General features: G+C 29.7%; 28 protein-coding genes and 2 pseudogenes. 13 read left to right on the forward strand and 17 right to left on the reverse strand.

Features of this window, described 5'->3' with window-relative positions; genetic code table 11:
- Positions 1-2: 2 nt before the first annotated feature.
- Entirely contained in the window at positions 3-695 is a 693-nt protein-coding gene (locus tag ABLV95_RS13325) for an ABC transporter ATP-binding protein (protein WP_427705661.1), read from the reverse strand.
- 343 nt (positions 696-1,038) lie between these two features.
- Here ABLV95_RS13325 and ABLV95_RS13330 point away from each other — a divergent pair, with 343 nt between their 5' ends.
- The 4 genes from ABLV95_RS13330 (at position 1,039) to ABLV95_RS13345 (ending at position 3,522) form a co-directional block, all read left to right on the forward strand.
- Positions 1,039-1,398: a hypothetical protein gene (locus tag ABLV95_RS13330; protein ID WP_460872245.1), complete on the forward strand. Its 360-nt coding sequence runs from the start codon at positions 1,039-1,041 to the stop codon at positions 1,396-1,398.
- Positions 1,352-2,269 (forward strand): hypothetical protein, encoded by a 918-nt coding sequence (locus tag ABLV95_RS13335; RefSeq protein WP_460872246.1) that lies wholly within the window; start codon positions 1,352-1,354, stop codon positions 2,267-2,269. The genes ABLV95_RS13330 and ABLV95_RS13335 overlap by 47 nt, the downstream gene beginning before the upstream one ends.
- 157 nt (positions 2,270-2,426) lie before the next feature.
- The gene (locus tag ABLV95_RS13340; protein ID WP_427705655.1) at positions 2,427-3,035 is read left to right on the forward strand and encodes a stage II sporulation protein M; all 609 of its coding nucleotides are present in this window, start codon (positions 2,427-2,429) and stop codon (positions 3,033-3,035) included.
- A gap of 169 nt (positions 3,036-3,204) precedes the next feature.
- Entirely contained in the window at positions 3,205-3,522 is a 318-nt protein-coding gene (locus ABLV95_RS13345; RefSeq protein ID WP_427705653.1) for a hypothetical protein, read from the forward strand.
- 380 nt (positions 3,523-3,902) lie between these two features.
- Here the strand turns inward: ABLV95_RS13345 and ABLV95_RS13350 are convergent, their stop codons facing one another.
- A complete protein-coding gene (locus ABLV95_RS13350) occupies positions 3,903-4,223 on the reverse strand; it encodes a helix-turn-helix domain-containing protein (RefSeq protein ID WP_427705651.1) in 321 nt (106 codons plus the stop codon).
- Positions 4,224-4,619: 396 nt separating this feature from the next.
- Here ABLV95_RS13350 and ABLV95_RS13355 point away from each other — a divergent pair, with 396 nt between their 5' ends.
- From ABLV95_RS13355 to ABLV95_RS13375, 5 genes are all read left to right on the forward strand, one after another.
- Positions 4,620-4,895 carry a hypothetical protein gene (locus tag ABLV95_RS13355; RefSeq protein ID WP_427705648.1) on the forward strand — a complete coding sequence of 92 codons (276 nt, stop codon included), beginning with the start codon at positions 4,620-4,622 and terminating at the stop codon, positions 4,893-4,895.
- A 122-nt stretch (positions 4,896-5,017) separates the two neighbouring features.
- Positions 5,018-5,248, forward strand: coding sequence for an epilancin biosynthesis-related protein ElxI1 (gene elxI1 / locus ABLV95_RS13360; RefSeq protein ID WP_277579949.1), 231 nt, complete (start codon positions 5,018-5,020; stop codon positions 5,246-5,248).
- 205 nt (positions 5,249-5,453) lie between these two features.
- On the forward strand, positions 5,454-5,747 hold the full coding sequence (locus ABLV95_RS13365; RefSeq protein WP_277579948.1) for an antibiotic biosynthesis monooxygenase family protein: 294 nt from the start codon (positions 5,454-5,456) through the stop codon (positions 5,745-5,747).
- A gap of 449 nt (positions 5,748-6,196) precedes the next feature.
- Positions 6,197-6,292 carry a type I toxin-antitoxin system Fst family toxin gene (locus tag ABLV95_RS13370; RefSeq protein WP_277579947.1) on the forward strand — a complete coding sequence of 32 codons (96 nt, stop codon included), beginning with the start codon at positions 6,197-6,199 and terminating at the stop codon, positions 6,290-6,292.
- Between the two features lie 515 nt (positions 6,293-6,807).
- Positions 6,808-7,356 carry a GNAT family N-acetyltransferase gene (locus tag ABLV95_RS13375; RefSeq protein ID WP_427705645.1) on the forward strand — a complete coding sequence of 183 codons (549 nt, stop codon included), beginning with the start codon at positions 6,808-6,810 and terminating at the stop codon, positions 7,354-7,356.
- Between the two features lie 256 nt (positions 7,357-7,612).
- On the opposite strand, the pseudogene yidC reads toward ABLV95_RS13375, so the two are convergent.
- The 4 genes and pseudogenes from yidC to ABLV95_RS13395 form a co-directional block, all read right to left on the reverse strand.
- Positions 7,613-8,465: pseudogene (gene yidC / locus ABLV95_RS13380) on the reverse strand (membrane protein insertase YidC).
- Positions 8,465-9,568, reverse strand: a complete 1,104-nt coding sequence (locus ABLV95_RS13385) for a helix-turn-helix domain-containing protein (RefSeq protein WP_460875959.1) — start codon at positions 9,566-9,568, stop codon at positions 8,465-8,467. The pseudogene yidC and the gene ABLV95_RS13385 overlap by 1 nt, the downstream one beginning before the upstream one ends.
- Positions 9,569-9,853: 285 nt before the next feature.
- Entirely contained in the window at positions 9,854-11,623 is a 1,770-nt protein-coding gene (locus ABLV95_RS13390) for a peptidase domain-containing ABC transporter (protein ID WP_460872248.1), read from the reverse strand.
- A gap of 28 nt (positions 11,624-11,651) precedes the next feature.
- The gene (locus ABLV95_RS13395) at positions 11,652-12,005 is read right to left on the reverse strand and encodes a cysteine peptidase family C39 domain-containing protein (RefSeq protein WP_460872249.1); all 354 of its coding nucleotides are present in this window, start codon (positions 12,003-12,005) and stop codon (positions 11,652-11,654) included.
- A 138-nt stretch (positions 12,006-12,143) separates the two neighbouring features.
- Between ABLV95_RS13395 and ABLV95_RS13400 the strand changes: the two genes are divergently transcribed.
- A complete protein-coding gene (locus ABLV95_RS13400; RefSeq protein ID WP_069814971.1) occupies positions 12,144-12,368 on the forward strand; it encodes a hypothetical protein in 225 nt (74 codons plus the stop codon).
- A 295-nt stretch (positions 12,369-12,663) separates the two neighbouring features.
- On the opposite strand, the gene ABLV95_RS13405 is transcribed toward ABLV95_RS13400, so the two are convergent.
- The 6 genes from ABLV95_RS13405 to ABLV95_RS13430 all read right to left on the reverse strand — a co-directional run bounded on the left by ABLV95_RS13405 (position 12,664) and on the right by ABLV95_RS13430 (position 16,087).
- Complete coding sequence (locus ABLV95_RS13405; RefSeq protein ID WP_460872250.1) at positions 12,664-12,834, reverse strand: class IIb bacteriocin, lactobin A/cerein 7B family; 171 nt, start codon at positions 12,832-12,834, stop codon at positions 12,664-12,666.
- A 53-nt stretch (positions 12,835-12,887) separates the two neighbouring features.
- Entirely contained in the window at positions 12,888-13,055 is a 168-nt protein-coding gene (locus ABLV95_RS13410) for a hypothetical protein (protein ID WP_157946295.1), read from the reverse strand.
- A gap of 608 nt (positions 13,056-13,663) precedes the next feature.
- Positions 13,664-13,951 (reverse strand): immunodominant staphylococcal antigen IsaB family protein, encoded by a 288-nt coding sequence (gene isaB, locus ABLV95_RS13415; RefSeq protein WP_427707032.1) that lies wholly within the window; start codon positions 13,949-13,951, stop codon positions 13,664-13,666.
- A gap of 140 nt (positions 13,952-14,091) precedes the next feature.
- Positions 14,092-14,220, reverse strand: a complete 129-nt coding sequence (locus ABLV95_RS13420) for a hypothetical protein (RefSeq protein WP_256092372.1) — start codon at positions 14,218-14,220, stop codon at positions 14,092-14,094.
- Between the two features lie 87 nt (positions 14,221-14,307).
- On the reverse strand, positions 14,308-15,108 hold the full coding sequence (locus ABLV95_RS13425) for an ABC transporter permease (protein ID WP_277579944.1): 801 nt from the start codon (positions 15,106-15,108) through the stop codon (positions 14,308-14,310).
- A gap of 367 nt (positions 15,109-15,475) precedes the next feature.
- The gene (locus tag ABLV95_RS13430) at positions 15,476-16,087 is read right to left on the reverse strand and encodes a YIP1 family protein (protein ID WP_427705643.1); all 612 of its coding nucleotides are present in this window, start codon (positions 16,085-16,087) and stop codon (positions 15,476-15,478) included.
- Positions 16,088-16,332: 245 nt separating this feature from the next.
- Between ABLV95_RS13430 and ABLV95_RS13435 the strand changes: the two genes are divergently transcribed.
- From ABLV95_RS13435 to ABLV95_RS13445, 3 genes and pseudogenes are all read left to right on the forward strand, one after another.
- On the forward strand, positions 16,333-17,445 hold the full coding sequence (locus ABLV95_RS13435; protein ID WP_460872252.1) for an efflux RND transporter periplasmic adaptor subunit: 1,113 nt from the start codon (positions 16,333-16,335) through the stop codon (positions 17,443-17,445).
- Positions 17,442-18,121 (forward strand): annotated as a pseudogene (locus ABLV95_RS13440) (ABC transporter ATP-binding protein). The gene ABLV95_RS13435 and the pseudogene ABLV95_RS13440 overlap by 4 nt, the downstream one beginning before the upstream one ends.
- A complete protein-coding gene (locus tag ABLV95_RS13445) occupies positions 18,118-19,293 on the forward strand; it encodes an ABC transporter permease (protein WP_427705635.1) in 1,176 nt (391 codons plus the stop codon). The pseudogene ABLV95_RS13440 and the gene ABLV95_RS13445 overlap by 4 nt, the downstream one beginning before the upstream one ends.
- Before the next feature lie 154 nt (positions 19,294-19,447).
- Here ABLV95_RS13445 and ABLV95_RS13450 read toward each other — a convergent pair whose 3' ends face one another.
- The 5 genes from ABLV95_RS13450 to ABLV95_RS13470 form a co-directional block, all read right to left on the reverse strand.
- Positions 19,448-19,915 carry a DMT family transporter gene (locus ABLV95_RS13450; RefSeq protein ID WP_460872253.1) on the reverse strand — a complete coding sequence of 156 codons (468 nt, stop codon included), beginning with the start codon at positions 19,913-19,915 and terminating at the stop codon, positions 19,448-19,450.
- Between the two features lie 12 nt (positions 19,916-19,927).
- Positions 19,928-20,359 (reverse strand): DMT family transporter, encoded by a 432-nt coding sequence (locus ABLV95_RS13455; RefSeq protein WP_069814958.1) that lies wholly within the window; start codon positions 20,357-20,359, stop codon positions 19,928-19,930.
- Between the two features lie 59 nt (positions 20,360-20,418).
- Positions 20,419-20,730, reverse strand: coding sequence for an ArsR/SmtB family transcription factor (locus ABLV95_RS13460; protein ID WP_056935115.1), 312 nt, complete (start codon positions 20,728-20,730; stop codon positions 20,419-20,421).
- A 215-nt stretch (positions 20,731-20,945) separates the two neighbouring features.
- Complete coding sequence (locus ABLV95_RS13465; RefSeq protein ID WP_460875962.1) at positions 20,946-21,254, reverse strand: hypothetical protein; 309 nt, start codon at positions 21,252-21,254, stop codon at positions 20,946-20,948.
- Positions 21,244-21,567 carry a hypothetical protein gene (locus tag ABLV95_RS13470; RefSeq protein WP_460872255.1) on the reverse strand — a complete coding sequence of 108 codons (324 nt, stop codon included), beginning with the start codon at positions 21,565-21,567 and terminating at the stop codon, positions 21,244-21,246. Before ABLV95_RS13470 ends, ABLV95_RS13465 begins: the two co-directional genes overlap by 11 nt.
- Positions 21,568-21,627: the final 60 nt, after the last annotated feature.

A 21,627-nucleotide genomic window follows, 5' to 3' on the forward strand; every position in this document is an offset into this window, starting at 1 on the left:
ATTTACGCTTCCTCCTTGCGATCAATAATATTAAGGAGAACATTTTCAAGGTCACTTTCACCTGATTGATTTAATTCATCCATCGTCGTTTCTTTAATGATTTCTCCGTCATCGATGATCAGTATTGAATCTGTAACTTTAACGAGTTCACTTAATATGTGACTTGATATAAGGAAAGTAACGCCTTGTTCTCTTAAGCTGATGATTGCTTCTCTAACATTTTTTACAGCTTTTGGATCTAAACCATTCATAGGCTCATCTAAAATCACAAGTTGTGGATGATTTAAGAAGGCAAGTGCGATACCTAGTTTTTGTTTCATCCCTAAAGAATAAGTTTTGACTTTCGTATGTATAAATTTCTCCATTTTTAATTCTTTAATAATCAAGTTTATATTCTTATTGTCTGGGTCTTCGTCGATGAGTTTCATGTTGTCATAACCTGTTAAAAACGGATATAAACCAGGACTTTCAATCAATGCACCTATGTCATTATGGTTCGAACTTGGATGTTTTTTAAATTGACCTGATTGATAACTGGAAAGCCCCAAAATTACTTTCATGAGTGTGGTTTTACCTGCACCATTGCCCCCGACTAGGCCTATAATGTGGCCTTCTTCAAGTGAAAATGTGATGTCTTTCAAAACATGTTTTCGCTTGATTTTCTTATTAATATTCTCCATAGCTAAAAGTTCCAATATGTAACCTCCTAATTTTTCACACTAATTAATCTTAACAAAATTAATATTTCAATGAAATACTATTTTTATTGGAATAGTAAGATTTATATTTTAAAAATTGTTTAAAACAATTTTATATCCATCTTTTTTGGAAAGAAATGAAGTTGAAAAAACTATATACGGACAATGATTTACATGTTTATAAAAACAGTGATGAAAATAATTGTTATAAAAATAGTGAAGCATATATTAAAAGAGTATTTATAATGAGTAACAATTTACTTTACAATTTATTAATAAAATAATTTATAATTTAGATGATAAAGTATAAACTTAATATAAAATATGTTGGAGGTTTATTATGGGAATGTTTAAAAACTATTTAAATAAATTTAAATGGATTATTATTGCTTTGGTAGTTTCGATTATCATTATCATTTTTATAGCAACTTTGATAGTGAAAAATCATAAGGTGGATGTTGAAGATGACGTAAAGGTTGATTTTAGTGGTTACAATAAGTCTGGATCAGCCGAGATTACAGACGATTCTTACGAAAAAGTAATCAATCAACTCACTGTACGTGCGTTAAAACAAGCTAACTTCAAAAATAAAGAAGTCATTGAGATGATTGAGGACAACAATGGAGAAGAGATTGAAGAAGAAGACTTAAATTATGAAGAGCAACAACAAGCAAGACAAGCAAGCACAGATTATGGATAACGTAGATTTTGATATACATAATGAAAATGATTTGAAAAATGGAGATAAAGTAAAAGTAAAATTAAATATTGAAAAGGGTATTTCAAAGGAATATAAGTTGAAAGCTAAAGAGTTCACAAAAGAATTTAAAGTGAAAGGGTTAAAAGAACCTAAAAATTTAAAGGCTAAAGACTTATTTGAAGGTTTAAAGCCCACTTTTACAGGAATAAATGGATCAGGATCCTTAAATTTAATCAGCAAGGATGCGCCTAAAGCAATGAAAGACTTACCGCTTTCTAATTATGAATTTACGGTGACAAATAATGGTGATTTAAATAATGGTGATGAGCTAGAGCTTAAAATCCCTCAAAGTTTAGTTGATGATATAAATAAGAGTGGATCAAATACATTTAGTGGGTCTAAATCTTATAAAGTGAAAGTGAAAGATTTAAAGGACATTAGCAAATTAGATAACATTACTGAAACATTAGAAAGAAATAATAAGTTAATTAAGAAAGCGTATGATAGCGATAAATATACTAAGTACACTACTGAGAACTTAAATAATTACTACAAAGTACAGTATGGCACATCAGAATATAGTGGATTTACTAATGAAGACGAAGAAAAACAAAGTGAAAAGGTGTCACCTGTTTCAGAAATAGAACCTACAAACATAATACTTGTTACAGCTATTAAGGTTACAAAAACAGGTAAATATTCAGAACCAAACGTTAAATACAGTTATGAAGGTTATGAAAATTATAAATTAGAAGACAATAGACTTGTTAAAGACGACACTACAGAAGAAATATCTATGCCAAGTTCTGAAGAAAAATTAGATGAATTAAATAATGAACTTGATTCTGATGATTTTAAAAAATTTCAATAAATAATATTAAAAGTTAAAAACCATTAAAAAAAGATAATTTTAAATATCAAAAAAGAATAGAGGTTAGTGGTTTTAAAAAAATTGATGTTAACACGAAAGTTTTTGAATAAAGTATATATTTAAAAACGCAATAAATTGTAAGTATGGAAGGATGTATATGCTAAATTTAACAGATTCATCGTATTATAAACGAGCTTTTAATTTTTTTATATTTGCCACAGTCATATTAGTTATCACTATCGTTTTAGCTTATTTCTTTAGCCCATCTATTGAAACGATTAAACAAGCGGGGGAAAAATCTCCAGATAGAGTCTCAGGAACTGAAGGTTTAGAAAAGGTTTGGGGATTTATAGTCAGTAACGCTTTTTCTGTTACGTATAAAGCAGTTATTTTATCCATTATTCCTATTCCTTATTTGTATAGCATCCATATACTCGCTACTTCTATAATACCTGGTTTGATGTTAGGATTTATAGTGAATTTTGATACATATAAAGGGTTTATAGGAATTATTTCGTATATCCCGCATTATACACTTGAAGTTGGTGGTCACTGTTTAGTTCTTTCAGGACTTTATATGATAAATAAATGCATTAGAAGAAAAATCACAAATATATTTAGAAAAGAAAAGAAAATTGATATATCTTTCAGAAATGTAGTGCTGAACTTTTGTAAGATCTTTGTATGTATAGCGTTACCTGTATTTATTATTGCGGCATTTACTGAGACTTATGTTGCTGACTTTTTATTTAAATTAATGACATAGTATGAATAAGTAAAAAACGTTAGTATTAATGATTACTAACGATAATAATGAAGTTAAATATAAATTACTTGTAGAATTGCAACCAAACCATTGGAGTAATGCATATAGTTATATAGAATTTTTTGAGTAACTTTATATTTAGAATAGGCTTACAAGAAAGGAGGTCTACATGGTTTTCTTATACATAGTTGCTTCAGGCGTAGTACTATATCTTTCTTTAAGGTACGCAATAAGAGACGCTATCATTGAATGTGAAGCTAGCAAAGATAAGTTAATATATTTACAAAAAAGTGAAGATATATTTGAAGAAATAAGGTTAATCTATTCGAATTTTTCTAAAAAGGAAGATAAAGAATTTATAAAGGAAGCAAAGAAAATATACGAGGAGTCGTTTGATATTTTAAACTCAGATATGAATTCTGAAGAAAAGTATAATGCTCTGCGTTGTAAAAAACAACAAATGCTATCGATAAACAAGGGTAAGTGAAAATTTAATGGCTTATAGAAATTGATGGTAAAAAGGAGGGGTACTATGGGTGTGTTTTTCATGATACTTGGAGGATTAATTTTAGCTAGCATTGGATTTAGTATAATGTATAAATTTTATAAAAAATAGATGGCAATAAGAGACACCAACCCCCTCGCTACCGCAAATAGTGAGGGGGTTGGTGTATATATATACAAAATGAATTAATAGACTAAGAACCACTAGATTAAATTTAAATGTTTTTAAAAGTAAAGTTCCTAGCCCTACGAGACATGTGACATTTTAACTATTTGGATATCATCTCATTTAATTGTTTACGGGTACTTATTCCTACTGATCCTAAAACAAAGCAACTTATTTGTAAGTAAGGCTCCTTTACATTAAGAGAATACTTGAGCTACAGAACCACAAATGATAACTACTATAATAATGACTAACCACCATTTTTCAGATAAAAATGCCCACACATTCATCACGTTTGGCTTTTCTTCAACCTTTTTTACTGTTTCGCCTATTATCAATGTGTCCAATGAAATTTTGAATAACCCAGATAATTTTAATAGCATATTTATATCTGGTTCAACTGTGTCCTTTTCCCACTTTGAGACAGTCTGTCTTGTAGTATGTAAATGTTGAGATAAATCTTCTTGAGTCATTCCTAGCAATACTCTGTGTTTTTTTATTTGTTCTCCTAATATCATATTTTTGCACCCTTTCTTTTAATAATTGTATTAGAAATGCTATTAACAAAATAGAACCAAAATAGATCATATATGTATTTTCAGATAACATTATGTTATCTGAAGTAATTTATAGCATTCATTAATGTAACATTTATGAATACGCTAATACCAATACCTTCAACAACAATTGTTACACGTCCAATTGTTGTTGGAGGTATTGGTAACTCTTCTTTTACTTAACGTAATTAAGTGCTATAGACAGTGGCAATGTATAGTTTATCCATCTATTTTTAGAGTTTTTAGAAGATATATTTGCAATTTAATATAAAAGAGAACAAAAATCAATTTGCTTTTGAAATTGTTTTTTGACAATATTAATTTATGTTTTTAACATAGCTTTTAGGAGGAATTAAATTGTTTATACAAAAAGATAAAGAATACGAAAAATATGAAAAATCATCTAGAATCGTTATGGTAACATCTATGTTTCTTTTGTTTATTACTCTAATATTAAAAATTATATTTGAATGGTCTTTTTTGGAATATATCGCCAATATTTTAAAATGTGGATTTATACTTAGCTTGTTTATTGATGCTGTACCAGACTTTTTAGAAAAGAATATTAAACGTATTATTTGGGATTTGATATTTATTTTGATTATGATTGTTTTATTTTTTGATTTTATTTAATACATTATGGGTTGTTGATAGAACTTTTAGAATAATTAATATTTTAATATTATATATATATCATTATTTTTAAAAAACTTATGATAAATATGTTATAGTATTTTTGAAAAAGAGGTGTAGTATTGAAAATTTTAACTAAAATTTTGGATGGGTTAGCTTATGTTTGTGTCGCTTTGCTATTTTTAAAATATGCTGTTATTTCGGCTAATATGGTGTTTGATTGGAATTTGAAATGGTATTTTCTAGAGGATATTCCATATATGGCTCTTATATTGTTTATTTTGATGTTTGTTTTTGCGGTTCCTTCAGAAATGATAAAGGATAAGGAAAAAGGTGAAACCAACATTACTTAGTTATTTATTTGAATGAACGTTCAGATATAGTTATTTTGTTCAAGTCATTTTATGTTCTTTATACCCTGTTTTATAAGTAGTTTCGTCTAGTATTTTACAATTAATGTATATAAGTATAAAAAGTATTTAGATATATTTGACGTATTAAATGATAATGAAATAAATACTAATGCTTTTAAATAAAGATTAAGGGAGTGTTGTAACTATGATACTTGAAGGCGCTATGTTGCAAGTTAAAAAAGGTTTGGAAAACGATTTTGAACAGTCTTTTAAAGAAGCTTCAAAAATTATTCGTTCAATGGACGGTTATATAAGTCATACTTTGAATAAATGCTTCGAAGAAACAGGAAAATATTTATTATTAGTTAAGTGGGAGACATTAGAAGATCATACGATTGGTTTTCGGAAATCTCCTGAATATGAGAATTGGAAAGATTTATTGCATAACTATTATGATCCCTTTCCAATTGTTGAACATTTTCAAACGATAGACATTTAATTCATCGTTATTAAGTTTTAAGTAAATAAGTTGGAAGTAAGGAATCAAAAGTAGATGTTGAACAAAAACTATTTGAAGAAGCAAAATTATATAGATTAAACTGTTTTGTACAAAATGCAATAGGATAGGTATTCACGCTAACATATATAACAACGTGAATGATTTTATAGTAAACATTATTATTTAGTTTAGGAAAGGAACTAAAGCTTTTGATGAACTGGTAAGAGGCATCAATTCTTTATCTAGGAGGTTAATATCAAAAATAAATGTATATGAGTTTGTACTCACCAGGTTCAAGATTTAAGCCACTTTTATAGTAAGATAATAATTACTAAATTAATGCATTTCAACTAATCGAAAGCCAATATGTTTGCAGATTCTCAGGTGGTATAATAGTGGTGTCGCCTATCTCTCAGGCGTCAAGTTGACGTAGAGAGGAGGTGTATAAAGTGACGCTTATTTTCGTTCACATCCTAGCGCCAATCATCAGTGGCTGTGCCATAGCGTATTTTACTTATTGGCTAAGTAAGCGCAATAAAAAATAGGTGACATTAAGCCACACCAACAAAAATCCCCTCACTATTGCGAGTAGTGAGGGGATTGGTGTATAAGTGAATACTTATTTTCGTTACATATATTTTACCATGATAGGATAGGGAATGTAAAATAAACTAAGAACCACTAGATAAAAATTTAAATGTTTGAAAAAGTAAAGTTTCTATCCCAACGATACATGTGACAATTTTAACTATTTGGACATCATCTCATTTAATCGTTTATGGACACTTATTCCTCGTAAATGAAGTCTAATTCTTGATGCAAATAAACGTGTCTCTCATCATCTAAAACTCATGTTTTTGTTGCTTGTGATACATTTTGATTATAAGACAAGTTTATAGACTTAAATATCCAAGAAAATCTCTTACTATTAAGTTAAGAGGATTTGTGTAAATAACGAACGTTTTAAGTTTTGGGAGTGATAGAATTTATTATGTATAATTAATTCAGTAAAAAGTATATACTATCAATAAATTCTGAACAATGTAGGAGTAGATTAAAGTTGGAAAACACAAATAAGAAGACACTTCTAGAAGAACTAAATGAAGATGATTTAAACGATTATTATTATTGGAAATATTTAGATCCATTACAAAAAGCTAAGGAATGGAACGGTCCATATATCGAAGAAGAGTATTTTACATTTACTGAATTCGAAAAGAAATATAGAGAAAGTAAATATCTTTATAAAAATACATTATCAACTTTAGCAATAAAATATGAAAATGATTTTTTAGGTGTTGTCACATCATATTGGAAAGATAAGAAATCCAGATGGTTAGAATGTGGTATTGTTATATATAAAAATAATAAATGGGAAAAGGGATTAGGTTCTCAAGTATTCAAAGAATGGATTAATTATCTATTTAAAGAAACTGATGCTAATAGAATAGGTATTTCAACATGGTCTGGCAATATTAGAATGATGAAAGTAGCAAATAAAACTGGAATGATAGAAGAGGCACGTATACGTAAAGGGCGCGTAGTTGAAGGTGAATTCTATGATGCCATACAGATGGGGATTTTAAGAGAAGAGTGGCAAATTTTTTAATATTCTTCTCTCTAAAATAAATAACACTCTAAGTATATGTAATAAAAGAGACTTCCTTTCAAAAGGAAGTCTCAGAGTGTCGACAAAGTGTCGACAAAGTCTCCGACTTTGTTGGCACTTTTTTTGTGCACGCTTTCCGCGGGCACAGCCTCAGCCTGTATTCTTCGGCTAGTGCTTTTCCCGCAGGAGTCGGCACAAATTACTGCCTTAATCGTTTCAAAATCTAATATCGTCTTAATAACGATCGTTTAACAAACTACGTATTTTCAAACAAAGTTTGCTTACTTTCATTCTTTTGACTATGATTACTTTGAATTTTTTTCTCTAACTGATCAGCTTCTTCTCTCGCTAATTTTGAATAATACTTATTCGAAAAGAACATTTGAACGATTAAAAATGCAGCATTAATGGTCCAATACAATCCCAAGGCGGAAGCTGATGTGATTGATATATACATGATAAATATTGGAGAAATGATTGCCATCATATAACCCATAGAACATTGCTCTTTTGGCATATTTTCAAGATTTATTAATGGTTGGATGATGTATAGGATGCCGGCGATTATAGTAATCCAAATATCAGGCTGTGTTAAATTAAATCAAAGAAAATCGGCATGTTCGGTTAAACCACCACTTGAGGGCCATTTTAGTGAAACATATAGCCCAAATAAGACGGGCATTTGTATAAGTAAAGGTAGGCATCCAAGCATAGTTTTCATAGGATTCATGCCATAAGCTTTATATTTTTCCATCATTTCTTGATTGGCAGCCATTTTGTCTTCTTGAGTGTTGGCATTTTTAATTTTTTCTTGTATTTTAGTCATTTCTGGTTTAACTATATCCATTTTTTTGCGCATGAAATGCTCATTTTTAGATTGTGCTAACATAAATGGCAACATGATGAGTCTAACAATCAATACGATTGCAATAATTGCTAAACCATAGTTATTATCAAATATTGAAATCTAACCAATGTAAAAGGTTATCCATGGGTACTGCAAATGTATTATAGAAAAACCCATCTTTATTTTCTGATTTTGAATAATCACAACCGGATAAAGTAATTAATGACGTTAATAGTAATAGCATTATCTTTTTCTTTTGTATCAATTAGATTCATCCTTTTTGTTATAAATTCTAAGCAAATCTTTCTTTATATATTTAAAATTTTCTAAAGTATTAAAGTTCTCGTTTTCCGAAACTCGTGAATACATAACACTCAAAGTATTTTCGTAATTAGCCGGTAATCGTTCTCCTAGGGGTAGTGTATCTAACCATTCATCAATTTCATTAAAGAAATCATCTTTTTGATATACAAAATCACTGACTAAATAATCAAAGCATTTGCAGTAATTTTTTAAATAATCAATAGCACAACTATCAGACTTCTCGACGTAATATAAGGCAAATTGATAATAACAATTAATACTTAGATGTGGGTATAAGTAATCCACGTTAAAAGCTTTATTTAAATGGTAAAGCTTTGATTCTAATGATTCTATCGAAACAGAATGTAAGTCACGTGAAAGCATCAAAGCAAAATCATGCATGAAAATCATTAAAGATTGATACATATCCGTTTGGATTACATTTTTAGCTTTTGAAATATTATCTTTTTGTAAATAAGCCATCGCTAATGTCGCATTTTCTCCGATTTTCAAATCAAAATCTGGTGTGTTTTCTATAACAGAAGAGTAATCACCTTCAAACATATATAGCAATGTTTTGTATCCTTGTGCATGTTTTTTCAAATGAATTGAGTCTGAATTATCCTCTGTAGTCTTAATAAGTTCATGTGTTAGTGAGGCTGTTTCCTTTAGTTGTAATTCGTTTTCGCAATATAAAATATTGTTTAATAAAATACCTAATAACGAATTTAGAAATTTAAATTCGTTACAATGCGTAATATAATATTCTCTCACAGTAGCTAAATATTCAGGATAACTTGTGTAATTAATCATTTTAGATAGTGATATAGATATTTTTTTAATTTCTTCATCAGTCATTGTAGTACTATAATTGAGTAAATCATCAACTGAAATATTAAATACTTTTGCTAATTTAGGGAGCATTGTAATATCAGGATAAAGGGATCTATTTTCCCATTTTGAAATGGTCGTTTTCGTCGTATTAAGATATTCAGCTAATGCTTCCCGCGTCATTCCGCGTCTCAATCGTTCTTTTTTAATTGTCTTTGCTATTTGGATCATTCATAACACCTCTTGTATTTAATGATACTAGAAAAACCATAGAGGGTATATTTCCCATATGACAACTTACATAAACAAAGTTTCCTAATAAGAAACAACAATTAAAGGAACTCCCTATTGAATAAGGAGTCCCTTTTAATTATGGCTTCTGATAACCATGGATTATGTTAAGCAGATATTGATGAACTTATATTTACTATACTGTAAGATATCTAGAGTTTTAAGCATCAATATTGTGAGACATGTTATAAAAATTTTGTGAAGAAAAGTCATATGGTAATTAATTTAAAATTGATTTGACCATAATTCGTAATATTCACCTTTATTATCTATTAAAGATTCATGCTTTCCTTGTTCAATGATTTTACCATGCTTAAGTAAATAAATATTATCGGCATTTTTAACGTTATTCAATTTATGTGTAATTAATATAATAGTTTTATTTATACAATGATTTTCTATGTTGTTTAATATGTTTTTTTCAGTTGAGGCATCTAATGAACTAGTGGCTTCATCTAATAATAATATATCTGAGTCTTTAAGAATAGCTCTTGCTAATGCTATTCTTTGTAGTTGTCCACCTGATAAATTAGATCCACCATTGTGTAATTGAGTGTCTAATTTTAGTGGGAGGTCATTTATAAAATCGTATGCGCAAACTATTTTACATACTTTATATATTTCCTCCTCACTAATATTTCTATTTAATCCAATTTTTAAATTTTCTTTGATTGTAGCACCGAAAATAAAATTTTGCTGTGTGACATAACTAATCATATTTCTTAATGAAGTCTTAGGAATATATTTTATAGAAATATTATTTATTTTAATAACTCCTTCATAATCCGTGTGAAAATTATCTATTAATTTAGCAACAGTTGACTTACCAGATCCACTTTCACCAATAATGGCTATTTTATGCCCTTTTGGTACTATCATATTTATATTTTTTAAAGTCATTTCTTTGAAAGTATATTGAAAATTAAGATTATTTATTTCTAACTGACTATTAAACTTAGTGGCCAAATCTGATGTTTTGTTATCATTTCTTTGTTCATTTTCAGTTTTGATATCCATAATGTCTAAGTATCTTTGAGTGGCTACAAGAGCTGACTGTATCTGTGGCTGTAGGTTTATTAAACGTTCTATAGGATCAATGTAGTATATGACTAGGGCATTAAATGTTAAAAGTGCACCTAATGACAACTCATCTTTCATAATAAGTGAAGACCCGATCCATAGAATTACTATGGTTGCTACCATTTTCATAAAGGCATTAATAGTAAGTTGAATGTTTGTAAAAAAACTTAATTTATAAAGTCTTTTTATTAAATTTTCAAAATAATGAACACCTTTTGTAAAAACTTCATTTTCTGCTCCAAAACTTTTTATAACAGGATAACCAGAAAAGCTTTCAATAAGATATGCACTTAAAGTTGCATCTTGTTCCATTACGAGTCTATTATATTTTTTTAAACTTTTTCTGAATGATAAACCTATTATTAAATATAATGGTACAAGAACTAAAGTAATGTAGAACAATGTTGAACTTTGAGTAAATAAAATAGTTCCTCCAACTACAACCATTAATGTATCTACAATCAGTGTGATTGTAACTGAAGAAAGGGCTTCTCGTATGTGAGACAGATCAGAAAATCTCGATAAAATTTCACCACTTTTTCTTGTTTCATAAAACTTAACAGGTAAATGTAGAACATGATAATAATAGTCCTTCATAAAGTTTATATCAATTTTCAAACTTAAATTTAGAGAAGCTTGGTACCTAATTAAAGAAATAAATGAATTTATTAAATATAAAAAAAGGACTGCTATAGAAATTATATGTAAATTCCCTAAAATTCTCGAAGGTATAATAGTGTCAATAAGGTATTTAAAGTAAAAAGCTCCAATAATTCCTAATAAATTTATAATTATTGAGAGTATAAGAATATTCATGATAGCAAACTTATTGTTTTTTAATATTTTTCTAAATAATTGAGACTTCTTAGGAATACTATAGGATTGCTCAAAAGAAGGGTTATTTTTTACGAGCAATAGGATACCTGTCCATTTTTCTTCGAATTCAGAAAAATTGCACTTTCTTTTTCCTCTTGCTCGGATCCAAAATATGTAATTTGTTGTTCTTCTTTTTTTCTATTATTATAAAATGCATAAAGCCTTCTTCATTTACTACATGTGCGATTACAGGTAAATCGTCATTTTCAATATCTTCTATTTTCTCTCCTCTGACCCCTGTTAATTCAATGCCTAAATGCCCTCCGGCCTTTATGAGACCATATAGTGATGTACCTTCTTTATCTGTTTTTGACCATTCTCTAATTCTTGAGAGCATCGGTTTCTTTCCGTAGTGTTGGGCTAGCATTGCTAAACAAGCTGGACCACAATCACTTTCATCATATTGATTAATAAATTTCATTTTATCCCCTCGCGCAATATTTTGTAAAATAACTATAATAGTAATGTTTTTTAGAGAATTATTTTTAGCATAATAAAGATTAATATGTTATATTATAAATATAAAATATTTTATATTTATAAAACTAGAGGTGAAAACATGAGGGATCAAAAGCCTTTATACAAATTATTTTCAATTATATCAGGGGTTTTATTGGCCTTAGGTATTGTATTTTTATTAATGAGCTACAAAGAATTTTCTACTTTCTTATGTGTGTTAGCTGTAACTGTTGCATTCATTCCTAATTTATTAAACAAAGAAAAAATTGGTTATGTCTGTGTAATCTTCGGATTAATTATCCTCGTTTTATCATTGTTTTATTAAAATGAGGATAATTAATTTACAAGCTAGTCACAATAAAGTTATGTACTATTTTAAAGGTATTAATCATATTCTTTGACTCTATAAAAAAAGGAAAATATTAGGTTTTACTAACTTTAAAAGCAGATGAAGTTCTTATAATAATAAGGATTTCGCTTGCTTTTTTTCTATATCAATTACTTTCATATTGTTCAAGTTGGTAATAGAAAAATTAAGAAAACAGTTTAATTTGCATAAAGGAAGCACAAAACAATATGTATTTATTGTTTTGTGCTAATAGTTATGTATCAACTAATTATTATAATCTCTTTCCTCCGCCTGTTTCTTTCATTGCATCTTTATATCCTTTTTTGATCTCGTCTTGATAATTATAAACAGCAACACCTGCTGAACCTATCGTCGCTACTATTGGCCATACGCCACCATTAGTTGAATGTAATTCATTTTCACTAAGTTTTCTAAAAGTCATAATAAATTCCTCCTAAATTAATAAGTATTACCCAATTTATACTTCATTTCCAGTTACTTTCTACCGTACATTGCTTTTCCTGTATCATCAGTTGCTTTTCCTTGGGCTACTAAACCTTTGGTTACCCATCCTGAAGCAGTATAGAAAGCATCTGCAAAAAAATCTTTTACTCCGCCATTAACTGATTTCAAAGTATTGGTATCTAATTTATTATAAGTCATTAAATTTGGCTCCTTTCTAAGATATAAGTTTTACGTTACCACAAAAGAAATTTGTTTTAAATGTAATTTTTTTGTAATAATATACTTTTATAAACAAAAAAATGTAAAATTAAATTTTTATGGATAATTTAAATGAAAAGTTCATTAAGATTTTTTAAATACTAAATATTAATAATAGCACTTGAAGAGTGAAATAATGAAAAACTTAAGGAAGACAGAAAATAATAAATAGGATTTCGCTTTAGCATTTAAATTAGAAAAACAATTTTATATAATTGTTGATGAACTTTTTCTAAACAATCGTTATTAAGATATTATTTGAATTTGGAAAGTTTAATACACAAATCTTTAAAAGGACTTATAGCTTTTTAAAAAGTGCAGACGTCTGAAAGAATCATATTTATGAGAGACTACATACTCGAATCATATTCCTAGATAAGCATGAACATCTGAAATCGAAAATTGCATAATATAAAATAAGCACATCACTTTGCGTCCTGATTTTAGTCAGTAGAGTGATGTGCTTACTATTTTACCTTAAGAGTTATGTCTCAAATTTTTAAATCCGCACTTTACTTTTAAGGTTACTACTTATTATAGTTGTTATTTCAATCTATTGAGCAATTATCATTTATATCAAAGAAAGCTTTATATGAACCATCATTTGTATTATAAGGAATCATTGTAACACCATTACTATCTGGTTTAGATTCATCGTCCGTGTCGATAGGTGCATGTGCTTTTTTGAATGCTTCTTTAGATACTGTGTCTGGTTTTGTATTAAAACTAATTTGAATAATTTCATTATTATAGTTAAAGTCTACTGATGTATCATAAATGTTTTTAGTATGGTCATAATTTTTATAAGCTTTGGGATCTACTTTATAGCCGTTGATTGAAGCATTGTCATATTTTAATGCACGTAAAAATAATAATCTTGTGTAAACGAGGGATCATACGTAGTATAACCTTCGTGGTTATACCATGGTGCTTCAGCTTTTAAACTTGCACTACTTTCAGTGTTGGCACCACTAGCTCAACTTTCACCATGACCCCATTTTTGAACTTGTTCTGCTACTTGAGCCTCTGGATTCATCGTCGTTAAATATGCCGCTGAAGAAACTACGACAAGTGTTGATACTATTTTTAGATATTTGTTTTTCATAATTTAACCAACTTACTTTATTTAAATTTAATTTCTAAATTTTCACTTCACTAATTCGAATCAATACATTAATTTTCAATCCTTTTATTACATATAATCGGCAAATCTATCTCTAAAACGCATATGCAAAATGGATCCTAAGCTAAAGATTAGAAGACAAAGTAAGATATTATACACTGCGAGTTCCCAATGCGTAATAAAATACCATTCATGGTGTAATATAGCTGCCCTATATCCTCCGGCTAGAAAGTATATCGGGTTAAATTGCATGACTGTTCCAACTATTTGATTATTTGGTAAATAGAGTATAGAAGAGACGAAAAATATCATTCTCATTAAAGCTTGTAGAATTAAATGTATGTCTCTAATTAACATACTTAATGTTGAAGCTAATAGTGCTATAGCGTTGGTTAAAACTAACGCATAAAACAAATATATAAATAATTGTAAAGTATATATAGAGGGCTTGTATCCTCCAATGAAACAAACACCCATAATAATTACTAGTAGAAAAATATGACCGTAGAATTTACTAAAAACGACATAACTAGGAATAATAGAAAGTGGGAAATTCATTTTAGCTACTTGATTAAATTTAGAAGTAATAGACTTACTACCTTCTAGAACACCTTCATTTACGAAAAACCACATACTGATCCCAACAATGAGCCAATATATAAATGGAACGCCCTCCATAACCTTATTGCTTCTTAGAGCTAAACCAAACACAAACCAAAAAACTGCAATTTGCATAGTAGGATTAATTAACTCCCACGCCATTCCTAGATAATTCTTTTTGTTAGAAATTCTTAATTGAAATTCCGCTAATCTTCTTATTAAATATAAATTTTTTAGTTGTTCTTTTAATACAAACCATATTGAATTCATTTGAACATATCACTCTTTCTAAATGTAACGATACTTTTGCAAAAAACCAAATAAATATCATATTCATAATTTATTATTATATAATTTGTTAACATTACTAAACTTTACAATAACTAAATAACAGACACAACTTTTTATTCAGATAAAACAAAGTTATTTTTAAAATGAGTAGTCTAATTCAGTCAGCCACTGCCAATATAAAAAAGGCTGACACATGTGATATGTCCCAACCTTATTGTATTCTTATATAGAATTTCATCTTAATAACAATTTCTCTGGTATCTAGAAAGTATATGTATTAAACAATCAATTTTTACTTGTTCTTTGTGCGCGCTTAGCAAACTCCTAAATCTTTCGCATAATTCTTTTATGAGAAAGATGCGCCTAACAATACAAAACCTATATTCACTACAAGATATGCAATCGCCCAAATAATTGCTGATTTTTTTGAAAAACGATTTGTAGCGAATAGCATAACGCCAAATACATATGCGGCTATAAATGTTTGTAAATTAAATGCACCTAATATGTTATTTCCTTTATCAAAAATATTAAGACTTGTAATAGAATAATCTGTTGGTGATAAGCCAGCGATCCACTGAATGAGTATAACGATTAAAGCAATAATTCCGGTAATCAATGTATAACTTAAAGTAGCAGAGAAAATTGATTTTCCACTTGCATCAGATTTCATGATCTTGGAAATCAGTAAAAAGATGACAAATGTAATACCAATACTAACAATAGCACCGAATATGCCAGCAATTGCACCACCGATTTGTCCGAACATTTTAGCTTGTTCTAATTCCGCTCCTGTCATACCTGCATCTTTATACAGTTCGTTATAGTCAATTGCAAGCGACCCAATAACAGCTGATAATGTCATGACTACAATTGCGAGAATTAATTTTAAAACCCATTTAGGCTTATTACGTAGTTCTGAAAAGTGTGAAACTAAGGGTAATTTTGATGTTTCCATATGAATTTTTCCTCCTGTATGTATAATGACCAAAGCATAACACTACACATAAAATATTAAAATAGTTTTATAGAAATTAAAAAAATAATAAGTATTTATAATACTTAAAGATATATAGAGTAAATAATAAGTATTTATGACATTCAAATAGTAATAATCATTCAAAAATATGTTATTAGATATATTTTTAATTGTGTGGCTATGGTAGTCTTGTAAAGTGAATAAATATAAGGAGTGTTTATCAATTGAAGAAAAAGTGGATGTGGCTTATAGGGATAGTCGCGATAATTGGATTAGTCGTCGTGGCATTGGTTTTGAAACAGACCAACAGTAGTTCGGCGGAGAAAGATGGTTATGATACATATACAGTGGAGAAAGAAAGTCCACTCAATTTAGAGGGAAAAGCATCACCCAATTCAGTTAAAACATATAACAACAACAGTCAATTAGGGGCATATATCAGTACACAAGTTGATGATGGTCAATCAGTTAAACAAGGAGACCCGTTAATTAACTACGATATTAATAATAGTAAGCGTGAACAATTAGCAGATAAAGTAGATGAAGCGCAAAATGCTGTGAATAAAGATTATCAAAATATTAATCAAAGTCCTAACAACAATGATTTGCAAAAGCGATTATCACAAGATCAAAATGCATTAAGTGAAGCACAACAACAACTGAATTCACATGATAAACAAGTCAATGACAGTGTCTATGCAGATTTTGATGGAAAAGTGGATATTAAAAATGAAGATAATGTAACAGATGGTGAAAAGATTCTTCAATTAGTATCCAATGAACCACAGATTAAGACGACAGTTTCTGAATTTGACCTGAATAAAATCAAAGAAGGCAATAAAGTAGATGTGAAAGTGACAAGCACGGGTGAAACGGGTGAAGGTAAAATCCAAAAAATTTCAGAATTACCTAAGAGTTATGAAGAAAATTTAAATGAATCGGCTGTTGGTGGTGCTTCGGCTGTATCGGGTAGTGAGGATGGAGGTGCTACGCCGCAAGCCTCGAACCCAGTTGAAGGTGATCCTAGTGGTGGAAATGATTCAGAATCATCCAAATATACCGTAGTTATTGACGATATAGATATCCCAGTGCGTGCGGGTTATTCTATGGAAGTGGAAGTACCATTAGATTCTATTAAATTGCCTAAATCAGTCCTTACAAAAGATAATAATGTTTTTGTGGTAAATGAGGAAGGAAAAGTTAAAAAACGAGATATTAAAACAGACGAAATCAACGGTGAAATTTTCGTAAAAGAAGGTCTGGAAAAAGGGGATAAACTCATTAAAAATCCTAAAAAAACGATGAATGATGGAGATGAAGTTGAGGTGTCATCATGATAGAACTGGTAGATATCAATCGATATTTCAAAAATGGGGATGAACAAAACCATATTTTGAAAGACATTAATATCAACATCAATGAAGGTGAATTCATTGCGATTATGGGTCCTTCAGGTTCTGGTAAAAGTACGTTAATTAACATTTTAGGATTTATTGATCGTGGTTATGAAGGTGATTACCTTTTTAATCGTAAAAATTATCAAGAAAGTTCAGATAACCAACTTGCAGATATCAGAAATAAAACAGTTGGCTTTGTCTTTCAAAACTTTAAATTAATTCAAAATAATACAATTTTAGAAAATGTCAGCATTCCGCTCGTTTATGCGGGGTTAGGCACTCAAGCGCGTAAATCACGTGTAACACGTACATTACATGATGTAGGTTTGTTTGATAAAGAAAATTTAGTGCCCAACAAATTGTCGGGGGCCAACAACAACGTGTTGCTATCGCACGTGCCATTATCAATCAACCCAAGTTTATTATTGCTGATGAGCCTACGGGGGCACTTGATTCGAAAACGTCTAAAGATATTATTGAATTATTTATAAAATTGAATAAAGAACATAATACGACGATGATATTAGTCACGCATGATCGTAAAGTTGCAGATCAAGCAGATCGTATTATTCATGTTCTTGATGGTCGTGTTCAACGAGAAGAGGTGGTTGGATGAAGAATTTGTCTAATATCATCGCCATTTCGTTCAAATCTATTTTAAAAAATAAGCGACGTAATATTTTTACGATGATTGGTATTATTATTGGTATTGCGGCTGTTATTACAATTATGTCTTTAGGAAACGGCTTTAAAAAAACGGCTTCTGAAGAATTTGAAGATACGGGTGCTGGAAAAAATTCTGCAAATATTAATTTCATGAGTAATGATATGGAAGGCGCGAAAACGAACCCTTTCAGCCAGCAAGACTTGAGTATTATAAAACAAGTTGACGGCGTAGCAGATGCTGAAATTAAAGAAACGGATGACCAAGGTTTTTCTGCAAAAATGACTAATGCGCAGAAAAAAGGCGACATCAGTATTGTGAAAAAAGAAGCTATGGATAGTCCTGAAAAGGGCCAAGGCTTTGATAAAGATGATAATGAATTACGGAAGAAAGTCGTAACCGTTGATGATAAAATTGCCAAAGATGTTTTTAATAAAGATGCCATTGGTAAAACATTATATATTGATGATCAAGGTTTTGAAGTCGTGGGTATTGCCAATGACGCGATGAATCCATCAGCTGTGAATATGCCTTCAAAAACATTTGAGCAATATATGAGTGGTTTAAGTCAAGATTTTCCGTCATTAAAACTTTCATTGGAAGACGGAGCTGATAAAAAAGATACAGCAAATAAGGTCGTAGATGAATTAAATAAAAAAGGTTCTGGCATGAGTGACGGTAGCTATAGTTACAATGACACTGAAGAAATGATGAAAGGCATCAATCAAGTCTTTGATGCAATTACTTACTTTGTGGCAGCTGTCGCGGGTATCTCATTGTTTATTGCTGGAATTGGCGTAATGAATGTGATGTACATTTCTGTTTCAGAACGTACAGAGGAAATTGCGATTCGACGCGCATTTGGTGCGAAGTCCCGAGATATCGAAATACAATTCTTAGTGGAAAGTGTCGTGCTTTGTGTGATTGGTGGCATCATCGGTCTGATTATAGGTATCTTAATAGCGTCAGGCGTCGATGCGTTAACGCCAGACTACATTAAGAGTGTTGTCAGTCTAGGTTCCGTTTTAACAGCAGTTGGTGTATCTATGTTAATCGGCATCGTATTCGGTTGGATTCCAGCCAGATCCGCAGCTAAGAAAGAATTGATTGATATTATAAAATAGAGCTCTACAGTTCTATTTACATGATAAACGCCCTTCAAAGTGACACTTAAAATGTGAAATCTTTGAAGGGCGTTTTTTAGTTTGAAAAATATAAATAAGTCGTAATTAAGTGATAGATATTGCTGATTGCGATTTTGAACATATTAAAAATAGTTTAAGTTAACTTTTCATGTAAGCTATTTTTAATATCAGCTTTATAAATCAATCTTAGTGCGATAACCATTAAAATTAATGCGATAATTCTTTTTGCATCAAAGTGAATGACCATGCCTTCAAATAAACCAAAATGGTCGATGATCATACCCATGGTTAGTTGTCCGATAACAGCAGAGATATTTGTTGCTATAACGCCTATTTTGGGAATTGCTACAATTGTTAAAAATAGATAACCAACACCAAACCAAACGGCACTCAATTGCCATTTAGGGGCACTAAAGAAATCTAAGAAGTTACCTTCTCCAAAAAACAAAGTAATAATGAATAAAATCATACCACCTGTTATAAATGTTAAAAATGCACTTTCTAACGTTCCTGCTTTTTTGCTAAAAGACCCGTTTACTGATGATTGTGTACTTAAAGTGATACCGACTATTAAAGCTATGACTACTAAAGCTACTTGCATTTTATACTCCTCCTAATAAATAAGTGTTAATGCAACTATCATTAGTATAATTGCCACTACTTTTTCAATTCTTAATGGTCGTTTTTCACTGCCTAGTATGCCGTAATGTTCTATTAATGCACTCATAATCATTTGGCCAACCACAACGCTTCCCATTGCTAGGCCAACACCTATCATAGGAATGATGAAGACTAAAACAGTTAAGTAAATAACACCTAATATGCCGCCAGTTAATTGCCATTTAGGTGCTTTAATTGCGTAAGATAGTTTGCCTTTGCCTAAAAACAATAATGCAATGCCTAATATGATTGTTCCTATGGCAAAATTGTATAAACTACTTTCTAATTCTCCAATAGAATCACCTAATACTGCATACATGGCACCTTCGATACTCAAAAATATACCTGCTACTATAGCAAGGATATAAAATATAAATTTATTCATGATTTACCTCTTTTCCTCATTTCGCGAATTATCGAATTATAATCAATAAAAAAAGACCTTTAAAGATCTTCTTTTATTAGATTGGCTAATTCATTAATACTTTCTTCGTTTCTTCTATAATAAGTCCATTGACCATGTCTTTCAGATTCTAATAGCCCTACTTGCTGCATCATTTTTAAATAATGCGAGACAGTAGAGGGGGACATATTGGCTTTTTCTTGTATATCTCCTACACATACGCCTCCTTTTTCTTTTAAATATTCACCTGTATAAATATGTCCAAAATGTTCACTAGGATGTTTCAGCCAAACTAAGATATCAACACGGGCATAGTTACTTAATACTTTAAAAGTTTCAACTAAATTTTTCATAACACACATACTATTCGAGAATATTCGAAATGTCAATACACAAATACTTTTCAATAGAAGAACAACAAAATTTTGAATGTTATTCTCACTAAAATGACTAATAGTCTAAGCATATATATTAAAAGAGACTTCCTTTCAAAAAGGGAGTCTCTTAATTGTTTCATTATCAAATTTACTTTTAATAACAAAGCATACGGATAGTTATTGTTAGCTATCTAAATAGCTTTTAACTTTTCATTAAAGTTTTTTATTTTTTCAGCTCTTAAATTTGTATAATATTCTATATCTTCTTCTCTAGTTTCTAAAGGAAATATGTTATAAATATCTTGATAAAATTCAATACTTGATTTATTACGTTGGCCTTCTAAAGATATTCTTGTACTATCAGGTTTAGTTGTTGATAATTCATAATTAGGTATCACACTATGATACACGTTTACTATTTTGCCATCTTTTATTAAATCTGATGTATTTATAAATTTAACCTCTATATGATGTTGATGTGATAATTCTCTAGTTAACATTGCCGAGCATCACGTCACAAAACATGATGGTCATGACGCCTTTATTTTCAAATGTAGAGGTTACTTCTAGTTTTTCAATACAAAATTTTTCGGTTTCCCCAAAATGCTTGAACCTGGACTCGAATTCCTCATTTTCTTCACCATCACATCTACTAATCACACTTGTTGCAATGTAATCAAATGAAGTATTTTTCAAATAATAATAAGAACTTCCATAATCGATTAATCTATTGTATGTGAAGGCATTTGTTTCTTCATATTTATTTTTACAAATTATATTAAATGGATTGGTAATACTATCCTTTACAATCATACATTACGCTCCTTATAAAATTTTTGCTTATATAATAGATAGTCTTCACAACATCTATTA

It is taken from the genome of Staphylococcus sp. Mo2-1, from assembly GCF_046721385.1.
Lineage (GTDB): Bacteria > Bacillota > Bacilli > Staphylococcales > Staphylococcaceae > Staphylococcus > Staphylococcus equorum_A.